Source organism: Kitasatospora sp. GP30, from assembly GCF_029892145.1.
Taxonomy (GTDB): domain Bacteria; phylum Actinomycetota; class Actinomycetes; order Streptomycetales; family Streptomycetaceae; genus Kitasatospora; species Kitasatospora acidiphila.
This window is the reverse complement of record NZ_JARZAH010000002.1, coordinates 119,653-138,359: the sequence shown is the minus strand read 5'-3', so window position 1 is coordinate 138,359 and position 18,707 is coordinate 119,653. Positions and strand designations below refer to the sequence as shown.

General features: G+C 71.8%; 21 protein-coding genes. 4 read left to right on the top strand and 17 right to left on the bottom strand.

The features are described 5' to 3' along the window. Positions 1 to 7 precede the first annotated feature (7 nt). Positions 8 to 433, top strand: coding sequence for a Fur family transcriptional regulator (locus tag P3T35_RS03880; protein ID WP_101380232.1), 426 nt, complete (start codon positions 8 to 10; stop codon positions 431 to 433). A 3-nt stretch (positions 434 to 436) separates the two neighbouring features. Here P3T35_RS03880 and P3T35_RS03875 read toward each other — a convergent pair whose 3' ends face one another. From P3T35_RS03875 to leuA, 8 genes are all read right to left on the bottom strand, one after another. Beyond that, positions 437 to 631 (bottom strand): hypothetical protein, encoded by a 195-nt coding sequence (locus P3T35_RS03875; RefSeq protein WP_101380233.1) that lies wholly within the window; start codon positions 629 to 631, stop codon positions 437 to 439. A 150-nt stretch (positions 632 to 781) separates the two neighbouring features. Then, entirely contained in the window at positions 782 to 1,402 is a 621-nt protein-coding gene (locus tag P3T35_RS03870; protein ID WP_101380234.1) for a hypothetical protein, read from the bottom strand. Between the two features lie 60 nt (positions 1,403 to 1,462). Further along, entirely contained in the window at positions 1,463 to 2,626 is a 1,164-nt protein-coding gene (locus tag P3T35_RS03865; RefSeq protein ID WP_101380235.1) for a WXG100 family type VII secretion target, read from the bottom strand. 2 nt (positions 2,627 to 2,628) lie between these two features. Then, positions 2,629 to 2,940, bottom strand: a complete 312-nt coding sequence (locus P3T35_RS03860; RefSeq protein ID WP_101380236.1) for a type VII secretion target — start codon at positions 2,938 to 2,940, stop codon at positions 2,629 to 2,631. 115 nt (positions 2,941 to 3,055) lie between these two features. After that, the gene (locus tag P3T35_RS03855; protein ID WP_101380237.1) at positions 3,056 to 3,901 is read right to left on the bottom strand and encodes an isoprenyl transferase; all 846 of its coding nucleotides are present in this window, start codon (positions 3,899 to 3,901) and stop codon (positions 3,056 to 3,058) included. 2 nt (positions 3,902 to 3,903) lie between these two features. Next, positions 3,904 to 4,650 (bottom strand): DNA repair protein RecO, encoded by a 747-nt coding sequence (recO, locus tag P3T35_RS03850; RefSeq protein WP_101380238.1) that lies wholly within the window; start codon positions 4,648 to 4,650, stop codon positions 3,904 to 3,906. Between the two features lie 80 nt (positions 4,651 to 4,730). After that, positions 4,731 to 5,402: a TerB family tellurite resistance protein gene (locus tag P3T35_RS03845; protein WP_101380239.1), complete on the bottom strand. Its 672-nt coding sequence runs from the start codon at positions 5,400 to 5,402 to the stop codon at positions 4,731 to 4,733. A gap of 225 nt (positions 5,403 to 5,627) precedes the next feature. After that, the gene (gene leuA, locus P3T35_RS03840; protein WP_101380240.1) at positions 5,628 to 7,409 is read right to left on the bottom strand and encodes a 2-isopropylmalate synthase; all 1,782 of its coding nucleotides are present in this window, start codon (positions 7,407 to 7,409) and stop codon (positions 5,628 to 5,630) included. Between the two features lie 302 nt (positions 7,410 to 7,711). Between leuA and P3T35_RS03835 the strand changes: the two genes are divergently transcribed. Both P3T35_RS03835 and P3T35_RS03830 read left to right on the top strand, forming a co-directional pair. Next, the gene (locus tag P3T35_RS03835) at positions 7,712 to 8,719 is read left to right on the top strand and encodes a M4 family metallopeptidase (RefSeq protein WP_101380241.1); all 1,008 of its coding nucleotides are present in this window, start codon (positions 7,712 to 7,714) and stop codon (positions 8,717 to 8,719) included. Between the two features lie 76 nt (positions 8,720 to 8,795). After that, the gene (locus P3T35_RS03830) at positions 8,796 to 9,074 is read left to right on the top strand and encodes a protealysin inhibitor emfourin (protein ID WP_101380242.1); all 279 of its coding nucleotides are present in this window, start codon (positions 8,796 to 8,798) and stop codon (positions 9,072 to 9,074) included. Between the two features lie 19 nt (positions 9,075 to 9,093). On the opposite strand, the gene era is transcribed toward P3T35_RS03830, so the two are convergent. From era to P3T35_RS03815, 3 genes are read right to left on the bottom strand one after another with little or no spacing between them, the layout of a single operon-like run. Further along, entirely contained in the window at positions 9,094 to 10,035 is a 942-nt protein-coding gene (gene era, locus P3T35_RS03825; protein WP_101380243.1) for a GTPase Era, read from the bottom strand. A 58-nt stretch (positions 10,036 to 10,093) separates the two neighbouring features. Beyond that, positions 10,094 to 10,240 (bottom strand): hypothetical protein, encoded by a 147-nt coding sequence (locus P3T35_RS03820; protein WP_180356439.1) that lies wholly within the window; start codon positions 10,238 to 10,240, stop codon positions 10,094 to 10,096. A 54-nt stretch (positions 10,241 to 10,294) separates the two neighbouring features. Continuing rightward, on the bottom strand, positions 10,295 to 10,648 hold the full coding sequence (locus P3T35_RS03815; RefSeq protein WP_101380244.1) for a cytidine deaminase: 354 nt from the start codon (positions 10,646 to 10,648) through the stop codon (positions 10,295 to 10,297). Between the two features lie 26 nt (positions 10,649 to 10,674). On the opposite strand from P3T35_RS03815, the gene P3T35_RS03810 reads away from it, so the two are divergent. Then, entirely contained in the window at positions 10,675 to 10,935 is a 261-nt protein-coding gene (locus P3T35_RS03810) for a hypothetical protein (protein WP_101380245.1), read from the top strand. A 7-nt stretch (positions 10,936 to 10,942) separates the two neighbouring features. On the opposite strand, the gene P3T35_RS03805 is transcribed toward P3T35_RS03810, so the two are convergent. The 6 genes from P3T35_RS03805 to P3T35_RS03780 form a co-directional block, all read right to left on the bottom strand. Next, the gene (locus P3T35_RS03805; RefSeq protein ID WP_101380246.1) at positions 10,943 to 12,265 is read right to left on the bottom strand and encodes a hemolysin family protein; all 1,323 of its coding nucleotides are present in this window, start codon (positions 12,263 to 12,265) and stop codon (positions 10,943 to 10,945) included. A gap of 6 nt (positions 12,266 to 12,271) precedes the next feature. Further along, positions 12,272 to 12,766, bottom strand: coding sequence for an rRNA maturation RNase YbeY (gene ybeY / locus P3T35_RS03800; RefSeq protein ID WP_101380247.1), 495 nt, complete (start codon positions 12,764 to 12,766; stop codon positions 12,272 to 12,274). A gap of 13 nt (positions 12,767 to 12,779) precedes the next feature. Continuing rightward, complete coding sequence (locus P3T35_RS03795) at positions 12,780 to 13,877, bottom strand: PhoH family protein (RefSeq protein WP_101380248.1); 1,098 nt, start codon at positions 13,875 to 13,877, stop codon at positions 12,780 to 12,782. 193 nt (positions 13,878 to 14,070) lie between these two features. Then, entirely contained in the window at positions 14,071 to 14,991 is a 921-nt protein-coding gene (locus tag P3T35_RS03790; protein WP_101380249.1) for a ribonuclease Z, read from the bottom strand. Between the two features lie 2 nt (positions 14,992 to 14,993). Continuing rightward, entirely contained in the window at positions 14,994 to 15,353 is a 360-nt protein-coding gene (locus tag P3T35_RS03785) for a histidine triad nucleotide-binding protein (RefSeq protein ID WP_101380250.1), read from the bottom strand. Between the two features lie 69 nt (positions 15,354 to 15,422). Beyond that, positions 15,423 to 18,695 carry a S41 family peptidase gene (locus tag P3T35_RS03780; RefSeq protein WP_101380251.1) on the bottom strand — a complete coding sequence of 1,091 codons (3,273 nt, stop codon included), beginning with the start codon at positions 18,693 to 18,695 and terminating at the stop codon, positions 15,423 to 15,425. Positions 18,696 to 18,707 lie beyond the last annotated feature (12 nt).

Below are 18,707 nucleotides of genomic sequence, written 5' to 3'. Positions count from 1 at the left end.
AGCACCGGTGACCACCGCAGGCCCGTCGCCACGCGCCCGTTCCACTCGTCAGCGCACCGCGGTCTCCGCCGCGCTGGATGAGCTCGAGGACTTCCGCAGCGCGCAGGAACTGCACGATCTGCTCAAGCACCGGGGCGAATCGGTCGGCCTGACCACCGTCTACCGCACCCTGCAGTCGCTCGCCGACGCCGGTGAGGTCGACGTGCTGCGCACGGCCGACGGCGAGGCGGTCTACCGCCGCTGCAGCAGCGGTCACCACCACCACCTGGTCTGCCGCCACTGCGGCAGCACCGTCGAGGTCGAGGGCCCCGCCGTGGAGCGCTGGGCCACCTCCGTCGCCGCCGAGCACGGCTTCAGCGACATCGCGCACACCCTGGAGATCTTCGGCACCTGCGCGGACTGCGCGGCGAAGCAGCGGGCCCAGCAGGGGTAGGCCCTACAGCGGCGCGGCCCACGCCCGGGCGGCGGGCGGGAACGCCGCGACGATCCCGGCCAGCCGCTCGGCCAGTGCGACCAGGTGGTCGTACGTGTGGTGTTCATCCGTCCAACCGATCAGATGACGACCCGCCAGCCGCCATCCGCAGTCCGCCTCCACCGTCAGGCGCACGACCTCATCGGCGATCAACGCCATGCCGAACTCCGGGATGGCGCTGACCTGGTGCGCTGCGGACCTCGGGTAGCTACCGGGCAGCGGGTCGAACCGCCCGGCCCCCGGAAGTACGGGGGCCGCTCCTGGGTGCGGTAGGTGATCGCCAGCCGACGGGCCGTCACCGCGGCCCCGTCAGCGCCGGCCGCGCCACTCCTGGACGCCCGGCGGGAACGCCGCGACGATGCCGGCCAGCCGCTCGGCCATGGTGATCAGGTACTCGTAGGTGCGGCGCTTGTCGGTCCAGCCGATCAGGTGCCGGCCAGCCAGACGCCAGCCGCAGTCGGCCTCCAGCGTCAGCCGCAGCAGCTCGTCGGTGATGAGCGCCATGCCGAACTCCGGGACGGCGCTGGCCCTGCGGACCTCGGGGTTCGGGCCGCTGCCGGGTAGCGGGTCGACGGAACCGGCACCGCGGGAGTACGGGTCCCGGAGGTGGATGCGCCACATGCCCGCCAGCCGACGAGGGGTCAGCACGGTGTCGGGAAGAGCGAACGGCAGCTCCAGCACCGCCAGTGAGAAGTCGTAGAGCGTGCCGCCGCGGTTCGCCCCGGGCGGCGGCACGACCATGTGCATGAGGGCCACCGGATACCCGGCAGCCGTCCCACACAGCAGATCGAGCACATGACTGCGCCCGCTCTCCAGCGTGAACGGGTAGCCGTGCCGGTCGAACGGGATCCACGCGTCATCCGGGTGCCGGTGGTACTCCCACGCCGGATCCGCGCGGAACCGCTTGATGCTCTTGCGGACTTCGAACACTGCTGCTGCTCCTTCGGCCGGCGGGGCCGCCGGTGGTGCGCGGCCCCGCGTCAGCCTAGGTCACTGGTGGTACGCGCCCTTGGGGTCGATCAGTGGCGAGCCCTTGTCGAACGGCACCTGCGGTGCGGGCTCACCGGTGTCGTCGTTCTCGCTGGCGCCGGCCAGGCCGTAGGCACCCGCGTTGCTGAGGGCGTCGCCCAGGATCGGGTCGCCTCCCGCCCGGTGCTTGCCGGGGGCGTAGATCTTCCGACCGTTGTGCACCGCGGCGCCGCCTGCCGCACCGCCCAGACCCGAGAAGGCCACGTCCTCCCAGAAGCTGCTGACGCTGCCGGGGTTCTCCACCTCGTTCACGCCGTCCGCCGCCGCGGTGCCGGCCGCGCTGGTGACGGAGTTGTTGACCGCCCCGCCGAGCAGGCCGTCCCCCTTGAGCATCCCGTCGATCACGTCCTTGCCGGCCCACTGGGTCGCGTGTGCCCCGGAGCTGGTGAGCGCCTGGGCGACCTTGGGCGCGGCTGCCGAGCCGAGCTCGCCCAGCCCCGTCCCCACGACCGCCGACACCCCCGCGTTCTGGATGTCGGTGCCCCAGGTGATCTGCTGGCCGGACAGCGCCTGACCGAGCACGTTGCCACCGAGGTTGGCCCCGAAGTTGCCGGCGAACTTGACGCCGAACTTCAGGAACTTGTTGGTGTCCATCGCCTTCTTGATGCCCTCGAGGACGTCGGCGATGTCCTTGAGGATCTTGGCCAGCCGGGCCACCGCCGCGCTCGCCTCGCCCGCCTCGACGGAGGCCGAGGCCGCGGCGGCCGCGTCGGAGAAGCCGGCGGTGACGATGGAGAGGCCGATGCCGATCGCGGCGGTGGCCGCGATCTCCGCGACGATCTCCTGGATCTGCTTGTTGACCTCCTCGATCGAGTCGGCGGCGGCGTCCAGTTGCTTGGCGACGGCCTCGAAGTTGGGCAGCGCGCCGTCGATCTGGCCGCGGGTGCCCTGCCAGTGCTGGTGGAAGGCGGTGGCCGCGGCGCCGGTCCAGGCGTCGCCGAGACCGCTGACCTCCTTGTCCAGGCTGTCCCTGGTGGTCTTGAGGTCGGCGGCCATGCCGCGCCAGGCGAGGGCGCAGTCGCGCAGCACGGACGGGTCGCCGCCCGGGCTGAAGATGTCGAAGCTCTGCTCGATCTTCGGCGGCGGCGGTGTCTGGGTCTGTCCGCTGTCCGGGTTCTGAGCCATCGTCAGACCGCCAGGTTCTGGGCGTTGTCGTGGTCGGTGGCCTTGTAGGCCTTCACCACCGCCGCCAACCCGAGGGAGTAGCCCTCCAGTTGGCTCTGCAGCTGGCGCAGGCTGGTCACCGTGGCCTGGGTCATCTGGACGTACTTCCCCAGCGCCTCGGTGGACTCGGCCAGCACCCCGAAGGCGTCGTTGACGTTCTCCGCCTTGGTCGCGAAGGTGCTCAGCTGCCCGTCCATGCCCTTCGAGCTACTGCTGAAGTCGGCGCTCACCGCGGTGACCTTGGCCGGCTCTATGTGGAAATGGTCAGCAACCATTGCCGCTCCCCCGTTGTTGCGTACGGTTATAGCGGAAAACCGTACCCCTACGAGCCGTCACAACGACAACTCGGCCCGGAACCAGGTCAGTTCCGGGCCGAGTGTGAAGAAAACGTCAGCGCTGTGCGGGGACCTCGGCAGCGGCGGGGGCGGCGACCTCGTTGGGGAGGGCGCCGCCGAAGCGGCGGTCGCGCCTCGCGTACTGCTCGCAGGCGCGCCAGAGGTCGCGGCGGTCGAAGTCCGGCCAGAGCACGTCCTGGAACACGAACTCGGCGTAAGCGGACTGCCAGAGCCAGAAGTTGGAGGTGCGCTGCTCGCCGCTGGGGCGCAGGAACAGGTCCACGTCCGGCATGTCCGGGTGGTACATGTACTTGCCGATGGTCTTCTCGTTGACCTTCCGCGGGTCGAGCTTGCCGGCCGCCACGTCGGCGGCGATCGCGGCGGCGGCGTCGGCGACCTCGGCGCGGCCGCCGTAGTTGACGCACATGTACATGGTGACCAGGTCGTTGCCCTTGGTCTGCTCCTCGGCCACCTGGAGCTCCTGGACCACGCTCTTCCAGAGCTTGGGCATCCGGCCGGCCCAGCGGATCCGCACGCCCATGGCGTCCAGCTCGTCGCGGCGGCGGCGGATCACGTCCCGGTTGAAGTTCATCAGGAACTTCACCTCGTCAGGGGAGCGCTTCCAGTTCTCGGTGGAGAAGGCGTAGAGCGAGATGTTCTTGACGCCCAGCTCGATGGCGCCCTTCATGACGTCGAGCACCACGCTCTCGCCGACCTTGTGGCCCTCGGTGCGGGGCAGGCCGCGCTCCTTGGCCCAGCGGCCGTTGCCGTCCATCACGATGGCGACGTGCTTGGGGATCAGCTCTCCGGGGAGCTTCGGCGGCTGTGCACCGCTCGGGTGCGGGTCCGGGGCGCGGTACTCGCGCTGCTTGTTGGCGCCGAAGAGCCGTCGCGCTGCCATGCTCACTTCTCCACGTATCTCATCGAGCGGATACCCCGCTCCAGGTGCCACTGGAGGTAGGCGGCGACCAGGCCGCTTCCCTCCCGCCAGTACCGCGGCTCGCAGGCGTCCGCGGTCTGCCAGTCTCCGGACAGCAGGGCGCCGAGCAGAACCAGTGTCTCAGGGGAGGGTACGGCACATCCCGGTACCCGGCAGTCCGCACACAGCACGCCGCCGGCCGGCAGCGAGAAGAACCGGTTCGGCCCTTCGATGCCGCATTTGGCGCAGTCGGTGAAGCTGGCGCCGTAGCCGTTGACCGCGAGCGACCGCAGCAGGAAGGCGTCCAGCACCAGGTGCGACTGATGGGTGCCGGCGGCCAGCGTGCGCAGGGCGCCGACCAGCAGCAGGTACTGCTGGACGGCGGGCTCGCCCTCGTTCTCGGCGAAACGTTCCGCCGTCTCCAGCATGGCGGTGCCGGCGGTGTAGCGGCCGTAGTCGCCGACGATCCCGCCGCCGTACGGGGCGATGGTCTCCACCTGGGTGCAGAGCGGCAGCGAGCGGCCGACCAGTTCGCTGCCGCGGCTGAAGAACTGCACGTCCACATGGGAGAACGGCTCCAGCCGGGCCCCGAACTTGGACTTGGTCTTGCGGACGCCGCGGGCCACCGCCCGGACCTTGCCGTGCTGGCGGGTCAGCAGCGTGATGATCCGGTCGGCCTCGCCGAGCTTCTGGGCGCGGAGCACGACGCCGTCGTCGCGGATCAGACTCATGCGCCCATTCTCCCCCACCGCGCGCGGCTCTCGGGCGCACGGCGGGGGCGCGGGGCAGCGGGTGCGCGAGCGGCCGGGCGTCAGTGCGGCGTGCTGGTGGCCGCCTCCAGCAGCTGGGTGACGACGTCCTCGGGAATCCGCAGGCAGCTGCCCACGGCGGCCAGCACGGCCCGCTCGGCGGGCTGGTAGCGGCCGTCGGCCAGCGCGATCCAGGCACCCTGCAGCACCAGCCGCTCCCGGCCCTGCTCGGCCAGGTGCGGGGCCAGCGCCTCCAGCGCGGCATGCAGCTCGACGTCCAGCCCGCTGCCCAGCCCGGCCCCGGACGCCGCCGAGAAGCCCGGCTCGCCGTACCCGGAGAGCGCCGCCAGCGCGGCCAGCACCTGGGCCTCGCCGCAGTCCTCGAAACCCGCCAGCCGGACCAGTTCGCAGGCCTCGGTGCGGGCCGCCGCCGAACCGGCCCCGCCGGCCGCCAGCATGGCCAGCGCGATGGTGTACTGGGCGTCCCTGAGCATCCCGGTCAGCCGCCCGCTGGTGGGCTGCTCCAGGCTCTCCAGCCCGTACCTGCCTTGGCAGTTGACGCACTGCACGGTGGCCAGCACACCGCCGAGCGGCAGCACCGGGAGCTCCAGCAACCGCAGCCACCGCCGGCCGTGCTGCCGACGGTAGTTGCGGTCTCCACCACAGCCTGGGCAGAAGAAGTCACCGAGCACATCCGTGCGCCACTTCGGGCGAACACCCCACAACCGTGTCACGGCGCCAACTCCCCAAGACTTGGCAGGCGGCCTGCACGACGACGGGCAGGTCTCGCGACCGGCCCCGGGGTCCGTCCCACCAACCCCCGATTCCGGTTCACCGATGGTGCCACGGTTGCCTGCGGGTGTCAGCACCCCTAACGGGTGCCGAAGCAAAAAAGTGTGGCCCAGGACACACTTCCTGGGCCACAGCTGGGCCCTACCTGTGAAGCGGGCCCAGCCGAGTCACCGGCGCGCGGTGCGGTTGACGGCGCTGATGATGGCCTTCAGCGACGCGCGCACGGTGTTGCCGTCGATGCCCACGCCCCACAGCACCCGCCCGTCCACCGCGCACTCCACGTACGCGGCGGCCTGGGCGTCGCCGCCCTCGCTCAGCGCGTGCTCGGCGTAGTCCAGTACTCGCACGTCCACGCCGATCCCGGCCAGCGCGTCGGTGAAGGCGGAGACCGGGCCGTTGCCGGAACCGGTCAGCTCGGTCTGCACGCCGTCCACCAGCGCCGCCACGGTCAGCGCGTCGCGCCCGTCGTCGGTGGTCAGCGCCTGCTGCTCGCGCAGTGCGATCCGGCCCCACGGGTTCTCGGGGGTGGGCAGGTACTCGTCCTGGAAGACCGCCCAGATGTCGGCCGGCGTGACCTCGCCGCCCTCGGCGTCGGTCTTGGCCTGGATGATCTTCGAGAACTCGATCTGCATCCGGCGCGGCAGGTCCAGCTTGTGGTCGTTCTTCAGCACGTAGGCGATGCCGCCCTTGCCGGACTGCGAGTTGACCCGGATGACCGCCTCGTAGCTGCGGCCCACGTCCTTGGGGTCGATCGGCAGGTAGGGCACGCCCCAGGTGTACTCGCCGACCGGCACGCCGGCCGCCGCCGCGTCCGCCTCCAGGGCGTCGAAGCCCTTCTTGATGGCGTCCTGGTGCGAGCCGGAGAACGAGGTGTAGACCAGGTCGCCGGCGTAGGGGTGGCGCTCCGGGACGTTCATCTGGTTGCAGTACTCGTAGGTACGCCGGATCTCGTCGATGTCGGAGAAGTCGATCATCGGGTCGACGCCCTGCGAGAACAGGTTCATCCCGACGTTCACCAGGTCCAGGTTGCCGGTCCGCTCGCCCTGTCCGAACAGGCAGCCCTCGACCCGGTCGGCGCCGGCCATCACGGCCAGCTCGGCGGAGGCCACGCCGGTGCCGCGGTCGTTGTGCGGGTGGGTGGACAGCGCGATGAACTGACGGCGGGTCAGGTTTCGGGACATCCACTCGATCATGTCCGCGTACACGTTCGGGGTGCAACGCTCCACCGTGGTGGGCAGGTTGAGGATGATCTCGCGGTCCTCGGCGGGCTGCCAGACGTCCATCACCGCCTCGCAGACCTCCAGCGCGAAGTCCAGCTCGGTGTCGATGAAGATCTCCGGCGAGTACTGGTAGCCGAAGACGGTCTCGTCGCCCAGCAGCTTCTCGGCGTACTCCATCACCAGCCGGGTGCCGTCCACCGCGATCGCCTTGACGTCCTGGCGGCTGCCCTTGAACACCACCCGGCGGAAGATCGGCGAGGTCGCGTTGTAGAGGTGCACGGTGGCGCGCGGGGCGCCGGCCAGCGACGCGACGGTGCGCTCGATCAGGTCCTCGCGGGCCTGGGTCAGCACCGAGATGGTGACGTCCTCGGGGATCGCGTCCTGCTCGATCAGCGACCGGACGAACTCGAAGTCGGTGGCCCCGGAGGCCGGGAAGCCGACCTCGATCTCCTTGTAGCCCATCGACACCAGCAGGTCGAACATCTTGCGCTTGCGGGCCGGCGACATCGGGTCGATCAGCGCCTGGTTGCCGTCCCGCAGGTCGGTGGAGAGCCAGCGCGGCGCCTTCGTGATCACCTGGCCGGGCCAGGTGCGATCCGGCAGCTCGACGGTGCCGAACGGCAGGTAGCGCTGGAACGGCATCCCGGAGGGCCGCTGGCGCACGGAGGCCGCGGTGATCGGGGTCGGACGGTCGACGAAGGCGCGGGCCACGGAGAACTGATCGGTCATGGAAGAACTCTCGGCTTCTCTTCGGATGCTGGCTGGTCGGGGACACCTCACCCGACGGGCCGACTGGTGCGAGCGCAACACGTCACCGAAGTGCGCATGCACGAACCCCGCGGCGAGGGAGCCGGCCTCCGAACGGTCCTACAGGCCCTCGCCGCGGCAGCTAAGAAGAAGCAGCCGGTAGTGCATGATGGCGCCAGACTAACCCAGCCCTTCGCGAGGCCGAAGCCGAGACCGCGACATTTCCACTCCTTGAGACGGCCGGGTGCGTGACAGCAGGTCAGTGATCGGTGACGCTGTGCGCCATGACGCAGCTCTGCACCATCATCCCGCCGTACCTGCTGGACCGGCTGGCCGACCTCGGTGACGAGGCCGCCCGGCGCTCCCGCGCCCTCGACGCCACCCTGCGCACCGCCCGGGCCCGCGGCCTGGCCGCGGCCGCCCCCGCCGCCCGCCCCGGGCGCACCATCGCCGACGCGGGCCGCGCCGAGCGGCTGCCCGGCCACACGGTGCGCACCGAGGGCGGCCCGCCGACCTCGGACCCGGCGGTCAACCGGGCCTACGACGGCCTGGGCGCGACCCTGGCCCTGCTGCTGGAGGTCTACGGGCGGCGTTCGGTGGACGGCGCGGGGCTGCCGCTGCAGGCGACCGTGCACTACGGCGAGAAGTACGACAACGCCTTCTGGGACGGCGCCCGGATGGTCATCGGCGACGGGGACGGCGTGCTGTTCGGCGACTTCACCGGCTGCGTGGACGTGATCGGCCACGAACTGACGCACGGCGTGGTGCAGTACAGCGCCGCCCTGGCGTACCACGGCCAGTCCGGGGCGCTCAACGAATCGGTGGCGGACGTCTTCGGCAGCCTGGTCAAGCAGCACGCGCTGGGCCAGCAGGCCGAGGACGCGGACTGGCTGATCGGCGCCGGGCTGTTCGGGCCGGGCGTGCGGGGCCGGGCGCTGCGCTCGCTGAAGGCGCCGGGCACCGCCTATGACGACCCCCGGCTGGGCCGCGACCCGCAGCCCGGCTCGATGGACGACTACGTGCACACCACCGAGGACGACGGCGGCGTGCACATCAACTCCGGCATCCCCAACCGGGCCTTCCACCTGCTCGCGGCGGCACTGGGCGGCGCGGCCTGGGAGCGGGCCGGCCGGGTCTGGTACGACGCCCTCACCAACGGCTCGCTGCACCCGGACGCCTCCTTCGCCGAGTTCGCCCGGGCGACGGCCGCCGCGGCCCGGGCCCGGTTCGGCGACGGACCGGTGGTGGAGGCCGTCGCCGGCGCCTGGAAGGAGGTCGGCCTGCCCCTGTGAACGCACTCGGAAAAGTCCTGACGTTCACTCAGGAGAAATCCAGCAAGCCGCCGCTGTCCGTAGCAGACTGGCAACCATGCGCATTGCGGTCACCAGGAGCGGCGGGTTCGCCGGACGCACCACCCGGGCCGAGCTGGACACGGCGGCCCGGATCGACGCCCCTCATGTGCACGCGCTGGCCCGTGAGGCGGTGGTCGGCACCTCACGGTTGCGCGGCTTCGGCGTGCCGGACGGCTACCACTACATGATCACGGTGGACAGCCGCACGGTGTACTGCGCCGACCCGAACCTGACGGACTCCCAGCGCGAGCTGATCTCGCTGGTGCTGCACCAGGGCGTCGAGCTGGCGGGCTGACGGGCGTTCAGGAACGGACTCAGAACCCCAGCTTGCGCAGCTGCTTGGGGTCCCGCTGCCAGTCCTTGGCGACCTTGACGTGCAGATCGAGGTAGACCGGGGTGCCGAGCAGGGCCTCGATGTGCTTCCGGGCGGTGGTGCCGACGTGCTTCAGCCGGGCGCCCTTGGCCCCGATCACGATGGCCTTCTGGCTCTGCCGCTCGATGTAGACGTTGGCGTGGATGTCCAGCAGCGGACGGTCGGCGGGGCGGTCCTCGCGCGGCAGCATCTCCTCGACCACCACGGCCAGCGAGTGCGGCAGCTCGTCCCGGACGCCTTCGAGCGCGGCCTCGCGGATCAGCTCGGCCACCATGATCTGCTCGGGCTCGTCGGTCAGGTCGCCGTCCGGGTAGAGCGGCTGGCCCTTGGGGAGCAGCTTGGTGATCAGGTCGGCGACCAGCTCCACCTGCTTGTCACCGACGGCCGACACCGGGATGATCTCGGCCCACTCGATGCCCAGGTCGGTGCCGAGCTGCTGGATCGCGATCAGCTGCTCGGCCAGCCGCTTGGAGTCCACCAGGTCGGTCTTGGTGACGATGGCGACCTTGGGGGTCTTCTTGATCTCGGCCAGTTCCTTGGCGATGAAGCGGTCGCCGGGGCCGAGCTTCTGGTCGGCGGGGAGGCAGAAACCGATCACGTCGACCTCGGCCCAGGTGCTGCGGACCAGGTCGTTGAGCCGCTCGCCGAGCAGGGTGCGGGGCTTGTGCAGACCGGGCGTGTCGACCAGGACGAGCTGGGAGTCGGGGCGGTGCACGATGCCGCGCACGGTGTGCCGGGTGGTCTGCGGGCGGTCGGAGGTGATCGCGACCTTGGTCCCGACCAGGGCGTTGGTCAGGGTCGACTTGCCGGCGTTGGGGCGGCCGACGAAGCACGCGAAGCCTGATCGGTACGGGGTTGCCGGGGTCAAGGAGGAGTCGCTCATGGACACCATTCTCCCTGATCGGCCGCGGCCGGCCGACCGCCGCCGCTCGGGTGCCGGGTCACTTGCCGCGCAGCAGCACGCCGACCAGGGTGAGCAGCGCGATGCCGCCGGACACGCTGGCCCAGAGCACCGAGTGGGTCTCGTGCCAGCGGCCCATGGCCATGAAGAAGGCCAGCAGCGCGGCGAAGAACGAGAGAGCCCCCATGACTAGTGAGATTATCCGACGATCTCACCGACAGGAGGGCTCCCCCACCACGTGTCAGGCCTCGACCCGGGACCGCAGCGCCCCGTCCAGCCCGGCCAGCAGCAGCGGGGTCCCGCTGCCGCCCAGGTCCCGCACCACCGCGAGGTCGACCGGGTTGGGCTCGCCCGCCTCGGTCACCACGGCCGCCGCCTCCAGCCCGGTGGCGCCGCTCGCCTTGGCCATCGCCACCGCCGTCTGCACCGCGGTCAGCGTGAGCGACGGCAGCACCACCGCGCCCGCCACATAGGTGCGCCCGGTCTCGTCGCGCACCGCCGCGCCCTCCGCGACCGCGTTGCGGGCCCGGATCGAACGAGCCAGCGTGATGATCTTCTGGTCTTCCGGATCAAGCTCAGTCATGGGGCCGAGCATAGGCGGCCGTCGGCACCCGGCGCAGCGTGATCCGGCGCCCCTCCGGGCAGCAGGGCCTGGCCACCGGCCTGGTCACCAGCACCCAGCAGATCGGCCTGACCGTCGGCATCCCGCTGCTCAGCGCCCTGGCCGCAGCCCGGATCGACAGCCTGGAGTCGGCCGGCCACACCTTCGCGGCCGCCACCCTGGCCGGGGTGCGGCTGGGCGTGGCCGCCGACGCCGCGGTGGTGGCGGTCACCGCCGTGCCGGTCGGCCTCGGGCTGCGCGCCTGGCGGCGGGGGAACTGACCGTCCGTCAGTCCTCCGGGTCCGCCACCTCGGCCGCCCGCCGCACCGGGGCGGCCACCACGGTGCCGATCCGGTTGCGGCGGCCGGCCGAGCTCTCGGCGGTCAGGGCGATGGCCACGAGGTGGCCCGGGTTGTCCTCCGGCACCGGGATCTCGCAGGACGAGCCCGGGATCGGCACCCGGCCCAGGTGCTTGGCCAGCAGGCCGCCGACGGTCTCGACGTCCTCGTCCTCCAGCCCGATCTCGAACAGCTCGCCCAGGTCCTCGACCGTCAGCCGGGCGGTGATCCGGAAGGTGCCGTCGCCGAGTTCCTCCACCGGCGCGATCTCCCGGTCGTACTCGTCGGTGATCTCCCCGACGATCTCCTCCAGGATGTCCTCGATGGTGACCAGGCCGGCGGTGCCGCCGTACTCGTCGATCACGATCGCCACGTGCGAGCGCATCTGCTGCATCTCCCGCAGCAGGTCGCCGGCCGGCTTGCTGTCCGGGATGAAGACCGCCGGGCGCATCACGGTGTCCACCAGGTCCGCCTCGGCGTCCCGGCTGACGTGGGTGAGCCGGACCAGGTCCTTGAGGTAGACCATGCCGACCACGTCGTCCTCGTTGTCCCCGACCACCGGTATCCGGGAGAAGCCGGAGCGCAGGGCCAGGGTGAGCGCCTGACGGACCGTCTTGTGCCGTTCGATCATCACCAGGTCGGTGCGCGGCACCATCACCTCGCGCACGATGGTGTCGCCCAGCTCGAAGACCGAGTGCACCATCCGGCGCTCGTCGTCCTCGATCAGGTCGTCCTGCTCGGCCAGGTCAACCAGCGCCCGCAGTTCCGCCTCGGAGGCGAACGGGCCCTCGCGGTAGCCCTTGCCCGGGGTGAGCGCGTTGCCCAGCAGGATCAGCAGCCGCGGGATCGGGCCGAGGATCCGGGCCAGCGGCAGCAGCACGTAGGAGGACGCGGTGGCGGTGGTCAGCGGGTGCTGCCGGCCGATGGTGCGCGGGGAGACGCCGACCGCCACGAAGGAGACCAGCACCATCACCCCGAAGGCCACCAGCACGCCCTGCCAGGTCTCGTTGAAGCTGCGCACGCAGACCACGGTGACCAGCACGGCCGCCGCCACCTCGCTGGCCACCCGGATCAGGGTGGCCAGGTTCAGGTAGCGGACCTGGTCCGAGGCCAGGGTGAGCAGCCGCTGCGCGCCGCGCCGGCCGCTGCGCACCGCCTCCTCGGCCCGGAAGCGGGAGACCCGGGAGATCCCGGCCTCCGCGCAGGCGGCCAGCCAGCCGAGCATGACCAGCAGGAACGCGCCGACCAGAAAACTCGTACTATCGCCACTCATCAGAGATCAATGGGTGGTGGGGGCCGGGGAGATCCCCGACAGCCCGCGACCGGCCCGCCAGTCGTCGAGGATCCGCTTCTGGAGGCCGAACATCACCTGTTCCTCCTCCGGCTCCTCATGGTCGTAGCCGAGCACGTGCAGCACCCCGTGGACGGTGAGCAGCTGCAGCTCCTCGTCCATGGAGTGCTTGGAGGGCGCGGCCAGACCCTGGGCCTTGGCCACCTCCGGGCAGAGCACGATGTCGCCGAGCAGGCCCTGCGGCAGCTCCTCGTCCTCCTTGCCCGGACGCAGCTCGTCCATCGGGAACGACATCACATCGGTCGGACCGGGCAGGTCCATCCACTGGATGTGCAGCTGCTCCATCGCCTCGGCATCCACCAGGATCACGGACAGTTCGGACAGCGGGTGGATCCGCATCTTGTCGAGGGCGTAGCGGGCGACGTCGAGGATGGCCTCTTCGTCGGCCTCCCAACCCGACTCGTTGGCGATGTCGATGGACATGACGGAGGGTGGCTCAGCTTTCGGTGCGATGGGGCTGTCGGGGGGTGCGACTGCGCGGACCGCGCGGTGCGGCCTTGCGGGGCGCGGGGCCGGCCTCGTCGGAGTTCTGGGCATCCCAGCGCTCATAGGCGTCGACGATCCGGCCGACCAGCTTGTGGCGGACCACATCCGTGCTGGTCAGGATCGAGAAGTGGATGTCCGGGATGTCCATGAGGATCTCCTGGACCACCTTGAGGCCGCTGCGGGTGCCGCTCGGCAGGTCGATCTGGGTGGTGTCACCGGTGACCACGACCTTGGAGTTGAAGCCCAGGCGGGTCAGGAACATCTTGATCTGCTCGGGCGAGGTGTTCTGCGCCTCGTCCAGGATGATGAAGGCGTCGTTCAGGGTGCGGCCGCGCATGTAGGCGAGCGGGGCCACCTCGATGGTCCCGGCGGCCATCAGCCGGGGGATCGAGTCCGGGTCCATCATGTCGTGCAGCGCGTCGTAGAGCGGGCGCAGATACGGGTCGATCTTCTCGTAGAGGGTGCCGGGCAGGAACCCGAGCCGCTCGCCGGCCTCCACCGCCGGGCGGGTCAGGATGATCCGGTTGACCTCCTTGGCCTGCAGCGCCTGCACGGCCTTGGCCATCGCCAGGTAGGTCTTGCCGGTGCCGGCCGGGCCGATCCCGAAGGTGATGGTGTGCTTGTCGATCGCGTCGACGTAGGACTTCTGGTTCAGGGTCTTCGGACGGATGGTCCGGCCCCGGTTGGAGAGGATGCTCTGGGTGAAGACGGCGGACGGGCTGACCGCGCCGCCCGGGTCCGCCGCGCCGCTCTTGAGCATCGCGATGGACCGCTCCACCGAGTCCTCGGTCAGCGGCTGGCCGGTGCGCAGCACCAGCATCATCTCGTTGAACAGCTGCTTGACCAGCGCGATGTCGGCCCGCTCACCGGTGGCGGTGACCTCGTTGCCGCGGACGTGGATGTCGGTGTCGGGGAAGGAGCGCTCGATCACCCGCAGGAGGGAGTCGGTGGCACCGAGCAGGGTGACCATCGGGTGCTTCTCGGGGATCACGATCCGGGCGCTGAAGCCGTCGCCGCCCTGGGCGCTGGTCTGTGCGGTGTCACTCATCGGTTCGCTCATACGTCGGCCCTGAGGCCTGCCTCATCCCATCCGTGGTCTCGGGGTGCCGCTCGGTCTTCCGGGGTCACCAGGGTACGCCGCGCAGGTGTTCGTTGTGGCACGGCCCGATCGATGGTGCGGCACTGCCCGCAGTGATGCCAGTCGTTTTCCCGTTTCCGCGCCGCACCCCGATCGCTCGCAGTCACCGGCGGCGGCGCGGCACCGGCACCCTGGCGAGGTCCTCGGCGATCACCAGCTCGCCGCCGAAGTGCTCCCGGGCCTCGGCCAGATGGCCGGCCAGGTCGGGGTAGCGCTGCGAGAAGTGGGTGAGCACCAGGGTGCGGACCCCGGCTGCGGCCGCCACCCGGGCCGCCTGGGCGGCGGTGAGGTGGCCGTGCTCCTCGGCGAGGTGCGCGTCGGCGTTCAGGAAGGTCGCTTCGATCACCAGCAGGTCGGCGCCGTCGGCGAGCCGCTCGACCCCCTCGCACATCCGGGTGTCCATCACGAAGGCGAACCGCTGCCCCTGGTACACCTCGCTGACCTCGTCCAGGGTGATCGTGCGACCGTCCAGCTCGACGGCGGCCTGCCGCTGCAGCTTCCCGACGATCGGGCCGCGCAGGCCGAACTCGGCCAGCTTCTCGGGCAGCAGCCGCCGACCGCCCGGCTCGATCAGCCGGTAGCCGTACGAGTCCACCGGGTGGGAGAGCGCCACCGCCTCCATGACGAACGGGGCGTCGGGCACCGGGACCGGGCCGGACGACCGGATCGGGTGCTCGGGCACCTCCGCGGTCTGGTGGTAGGCGGTGGCCTGCCGCAGCCGGTCGAAGTAGACCTGGCCGCTCGCCGGGTAGTAGGCGTGCACCGGGTGCGGCACCTTGTCCAGGTTGATCCGCTGGATCACCCCGGCCAGGCCAAGGCTGTGGTCGCCGTGGAAGTGCGTGACGCAGATCCGGGTCAGGTCGGTGGCCGAGACCCCGGCGTGCAGCATCTGCCGCTGGGTGCCCTCGCCCGGGTCGAAGAGCAGGCCCTCGCCGTCCCAGCGCAGCAGGTAGCCGTTGTGGTTGCGGTGCCGGGTGGGCACCTGGCTGGCCGTGCCGAGGACGACGAGTTCGCGGTTGGACACCGTCAGACCATGCCCTCGTGGAATGCGGCGCCACCGAGCACGTGCACATGGGCGTGGAAGACGGTCTGGCCGGCGCCCGCACCGGTGTTGAAGATCATCCGGTAGCCGTGGTCGGCGATCTTCTCGTCGGCGGCCACCCCGGCGGCCTCGGTCAGCAGGGCGGCGGCGAGCTCCGGGTCGCCGGCGGCCAGCGTGGCGGCGTTCGGGTAGTGGTCCTTGGGGACGACCAGCACATGGGTGGGCGCCTGCGGGTTGATGTCCCGGAAGGCGAGGGTGCGCTCGGTCTCGCGGACCACGCTGGCCGGGATGGCACCGGCGACGATCTTGCAGAAGATGCAGTCGGGGTCGAGCTGGTCGGCCATGGGGAGGGCTCCCGGTAGGTCGGCGATGGGTTGCTGACGATCCGCCAACCTACCGGAAGCACCTTTCGATCAGGGCAGCGCCGGCGGGGTCCTGGCCGGCTGCTCGGCGAGCCCGGCGAGCGCGATCCGCACCGCCTCGGCCAGCTGCGGGTCCTCGCCGGCCGCCCACTGGTGCGGGGCGATCTCCACCTCGACGTCCGGGGTGACCCCGCGGTTCTCCAGGCCCCAGCCGTAACCCTCGATCCAGATCGCGTACTTGGGCTGGGTGACCCCGGTGCCGTCGACCAGGCTGTAGCGGCTGTCGATGCCGATCACGCCGCCCCAGGTGCGGGTGCCGACCACCGGACCGATGCCGAGCGCCTGGATCGCCGCGTTGACGATGTCGCCGTCCGAGCCGGAGTGCTCGTCGGCCAGCGCCACCACCGGGCCGCGCGGGGCGTCGTTCGGGTAGCTCTCCGCGGTGGCCATGTCGCGGGCCACCCCCCAGCCGACGATCCGCCGGGCGAGCTTCTCGATGATCAGCTGCGAGGTGTGCCCGCCGCTGTTGCCGCGCAGGTCCACCAGCAGGCCCTCCCTGGCCACCTCCACCCGCAGGTCGCGGTGGAGTTGGGCCCAGCCGGCGCTCATCATGTCCGGCACGTGCAGGTAGCCGAGCCGGCCACCGGAGAGTTCACGGACCGCGGCCCGCCGCCCGGCCACCCAGTCGTGGTAGCGCAGCGCCTCGTCACTGGCGACCGGCACGGCCACCGGGTGGCGCACCGTGCCGTCTTTCTGACGGACCGTCAACTCGACCGGCTGGCCTGCCGTTCCGGCCAGCAGCGGAGCCGGTCCGGTCACCGGGTCGACCGGTCGGCCGTCCACCGCGAGCAGCGCGTCGCCCGGGCGGATCGCCACCCCGGGCTGGGCCAGCGGGGAGCGGGCCCGCGGGTCGGAGGACTCCCCGGGCAGGATCCGGGCGATCCGCCAGACGTCGCCGTCGCGCTCCAGGTCGGCGCCGAGCAGGCCCTGCGGACGCGAGCCGAAACCGCCGCGGCCGGGCGGCGAGACGTAGGAGTGCGAGGTGCCCAGCTCGCCGACCACCTCCCAGAGCAGGTCGACCAGGTCGTCGTGCGAACCGAGCCGCTCCACCAGCGGGCGGTACCTGGCCAGCGCGCCCGCCCAGTCGAAGCCGCCCAGGTCGGCCCGCCAGTAGTTGTCGCGCATCAGGCGGCCGTTCTCGTCGAACATCTGCCGCCACTCGGCCGCCGGGTCCACGGTGATCCGCAACCGGGCCAGGTCGACCCCGGCCTCGTCGTCCTCGCCGGCCTTGCGGTCGGCGGGGACGATCCGCAGCTCGCCGCCGTCCAGCACCGCCAGCCGGCTGCCGTCGCCGCTCACCTGGAAGGTGTCCAGGCTGTCCACCAGCTGCTCGGCCCGCAGCTTGCGCAGGTCGAAGCGCTCCAGCACCGGGCCGGGGCGCTCGTCCTCGGGGGTGGCGGCGTCGTCGCCGAGCATGCCGACCACCGGGTACCTGGTCCACAGCAGGCCGTCCTTGGCGGCCCGCAGGGTGCCGAACCGGCCGCCCTCGACCGGGAACGCCACGATCCGGTCGGCCAGCCCGTCCAGGTCGACCACGGTGCCGGCGGGCTCCGCCGCGGCCTCCTCGGTCGAGTCGCCCCCGGCCTTCTCCGGCTTGGCAGCGGGCTTGTCGTCCTCACCGTCGACCGGGCGGCCCAGCCGCTGCGGACCGAACGGCGACGGCGTGTCGGCCGCCAGGGTCAGCAGGTAGGGGCGGGCGCCGGTCGGGAACCCCAGGTCGAAGCTGTGCGCGTCGTAGACCGGGTCGAAGTTGCGCACCGACAGGAAGGCCAGGTGCCTGCCGTCCGCGGTGAAGGCCGGGGAGGTGTCGACGAAGCGCTGCGGAGTGGCCTCGGCGACGGTGCCGGTGGCGATCTCGGCGAGCATGATCTGCCGCACCGACCCGCCCAGGCCCGGCTGCGACCAGGCCAGCCAGTCCGACTCCGGGGCGAAGACCAGGCCGCTGACCTCGCCGTCCCGGCTGTGCGCCAGCTCGCGCACCGTGTCGTCGCCCAGGCCCACCAGCAGCACCCGGCCGTCGTGCGCGGCCACCGCAGCCCGACGGCCGTCCGGGGCGATCACCAGGGAGAGCACCCGGCCGAGCCGGCCTGCGGCCAGTCGGCGGCGCTCCGCTCCGAGCACCTCCGGGGCGTACTCCAGGGCGTCGTCACCCTCCGCGTCGGTCACCCAGAGCGCGCCCTGCGGGCCGTCCTCGTCGACGGGCGGGACCACCCGGGCCAGCCGGGCCCGCACGCCGGGCGTCTCGGACAGCACCCGGGCCGGCCCCTCCCGGTGGGTCAGCCAGTGCACGCCGCCGCGCACCACCACGGCGGCGGCCCTGGCGGTGGCGTCCGGGGCGGCGGTCTCCACCCGGCCGGCGGCGGACAGCGGGTAGCGGCGGCGGCCACTGCGCGGGCCGGCCGGGGTGACCTCCAGCCGGCGCGGAGCGGCGTCCGCGTCCAGGCTGTCCAGCAGCCACAGGTCGCCGGCGCTGTGCCAGACCACCCGGGTGCCGTCGGTGCCGGCACCCCGGGCGTAGAAGTCGCCGTCCGGGGTGTGGCGGCGCAGGTCGGTGCCGTCGGGGCGGCTGGAGTAGAGGTGGCCGCAGCCCTCGTGGTCGCTGAGGAAGGCGATGCGGTCGCCTACCCAGAGCGGGGACTCGATGTTGCCGTCCAGCTCCTGGTGGATCCGGTGGAACTCTCCTCCCCCAGCCTCCGGCCGGGAGGTGCCCCCAGTGCTGCCGATCCACAACTTGCCCGCGGTGCCGCCCCGGTAGCGCTTCCAGCGGGCCGGCTCCAGCGAGTAGGCGGAGAGCAGCAGGACGCCGTCCGAGTCGGGGGCGAAGGCCAGGTTGCCGATCGGGCCGTAGGGCAGCTTGCGCGGGCTGCCGCCGTCCAGCGGCACGGCGAAGGCCCAGGCCTGACGGCTGGTCGGCTGGCCGGCGGAGGTGATCGCGACCGGTTCGCCGTCCTTGGTCCAGCCGCGCAGCAGGGTGCGGCTGGTGCTGCCCCAGTGGGTCAGGCGGCGGGCCTCGCCGCCGTCCACCGAGGCCGCGTGGATCTCGGCGGAGCCGTCCCGGCTGGCGGTCCAGGCGATGGTGCGGCCGTCGGGCGAGAAGCGCGGGTGGGAGACCGGTGAGCGGTCGGCGGTCAGCCGCCAGGCGCGGCCGCCGTCGAGCGGTGCGAGCCAGACGTCGTCCTCGGCGACGAAGGTCACCAGGTCGCCGTGCAGATGGGGATGGCGCAGGTAGGCGCCGCCGGTGGAGGTGCTCTCGGTGTCCGTCACCCGGTCAGGTTA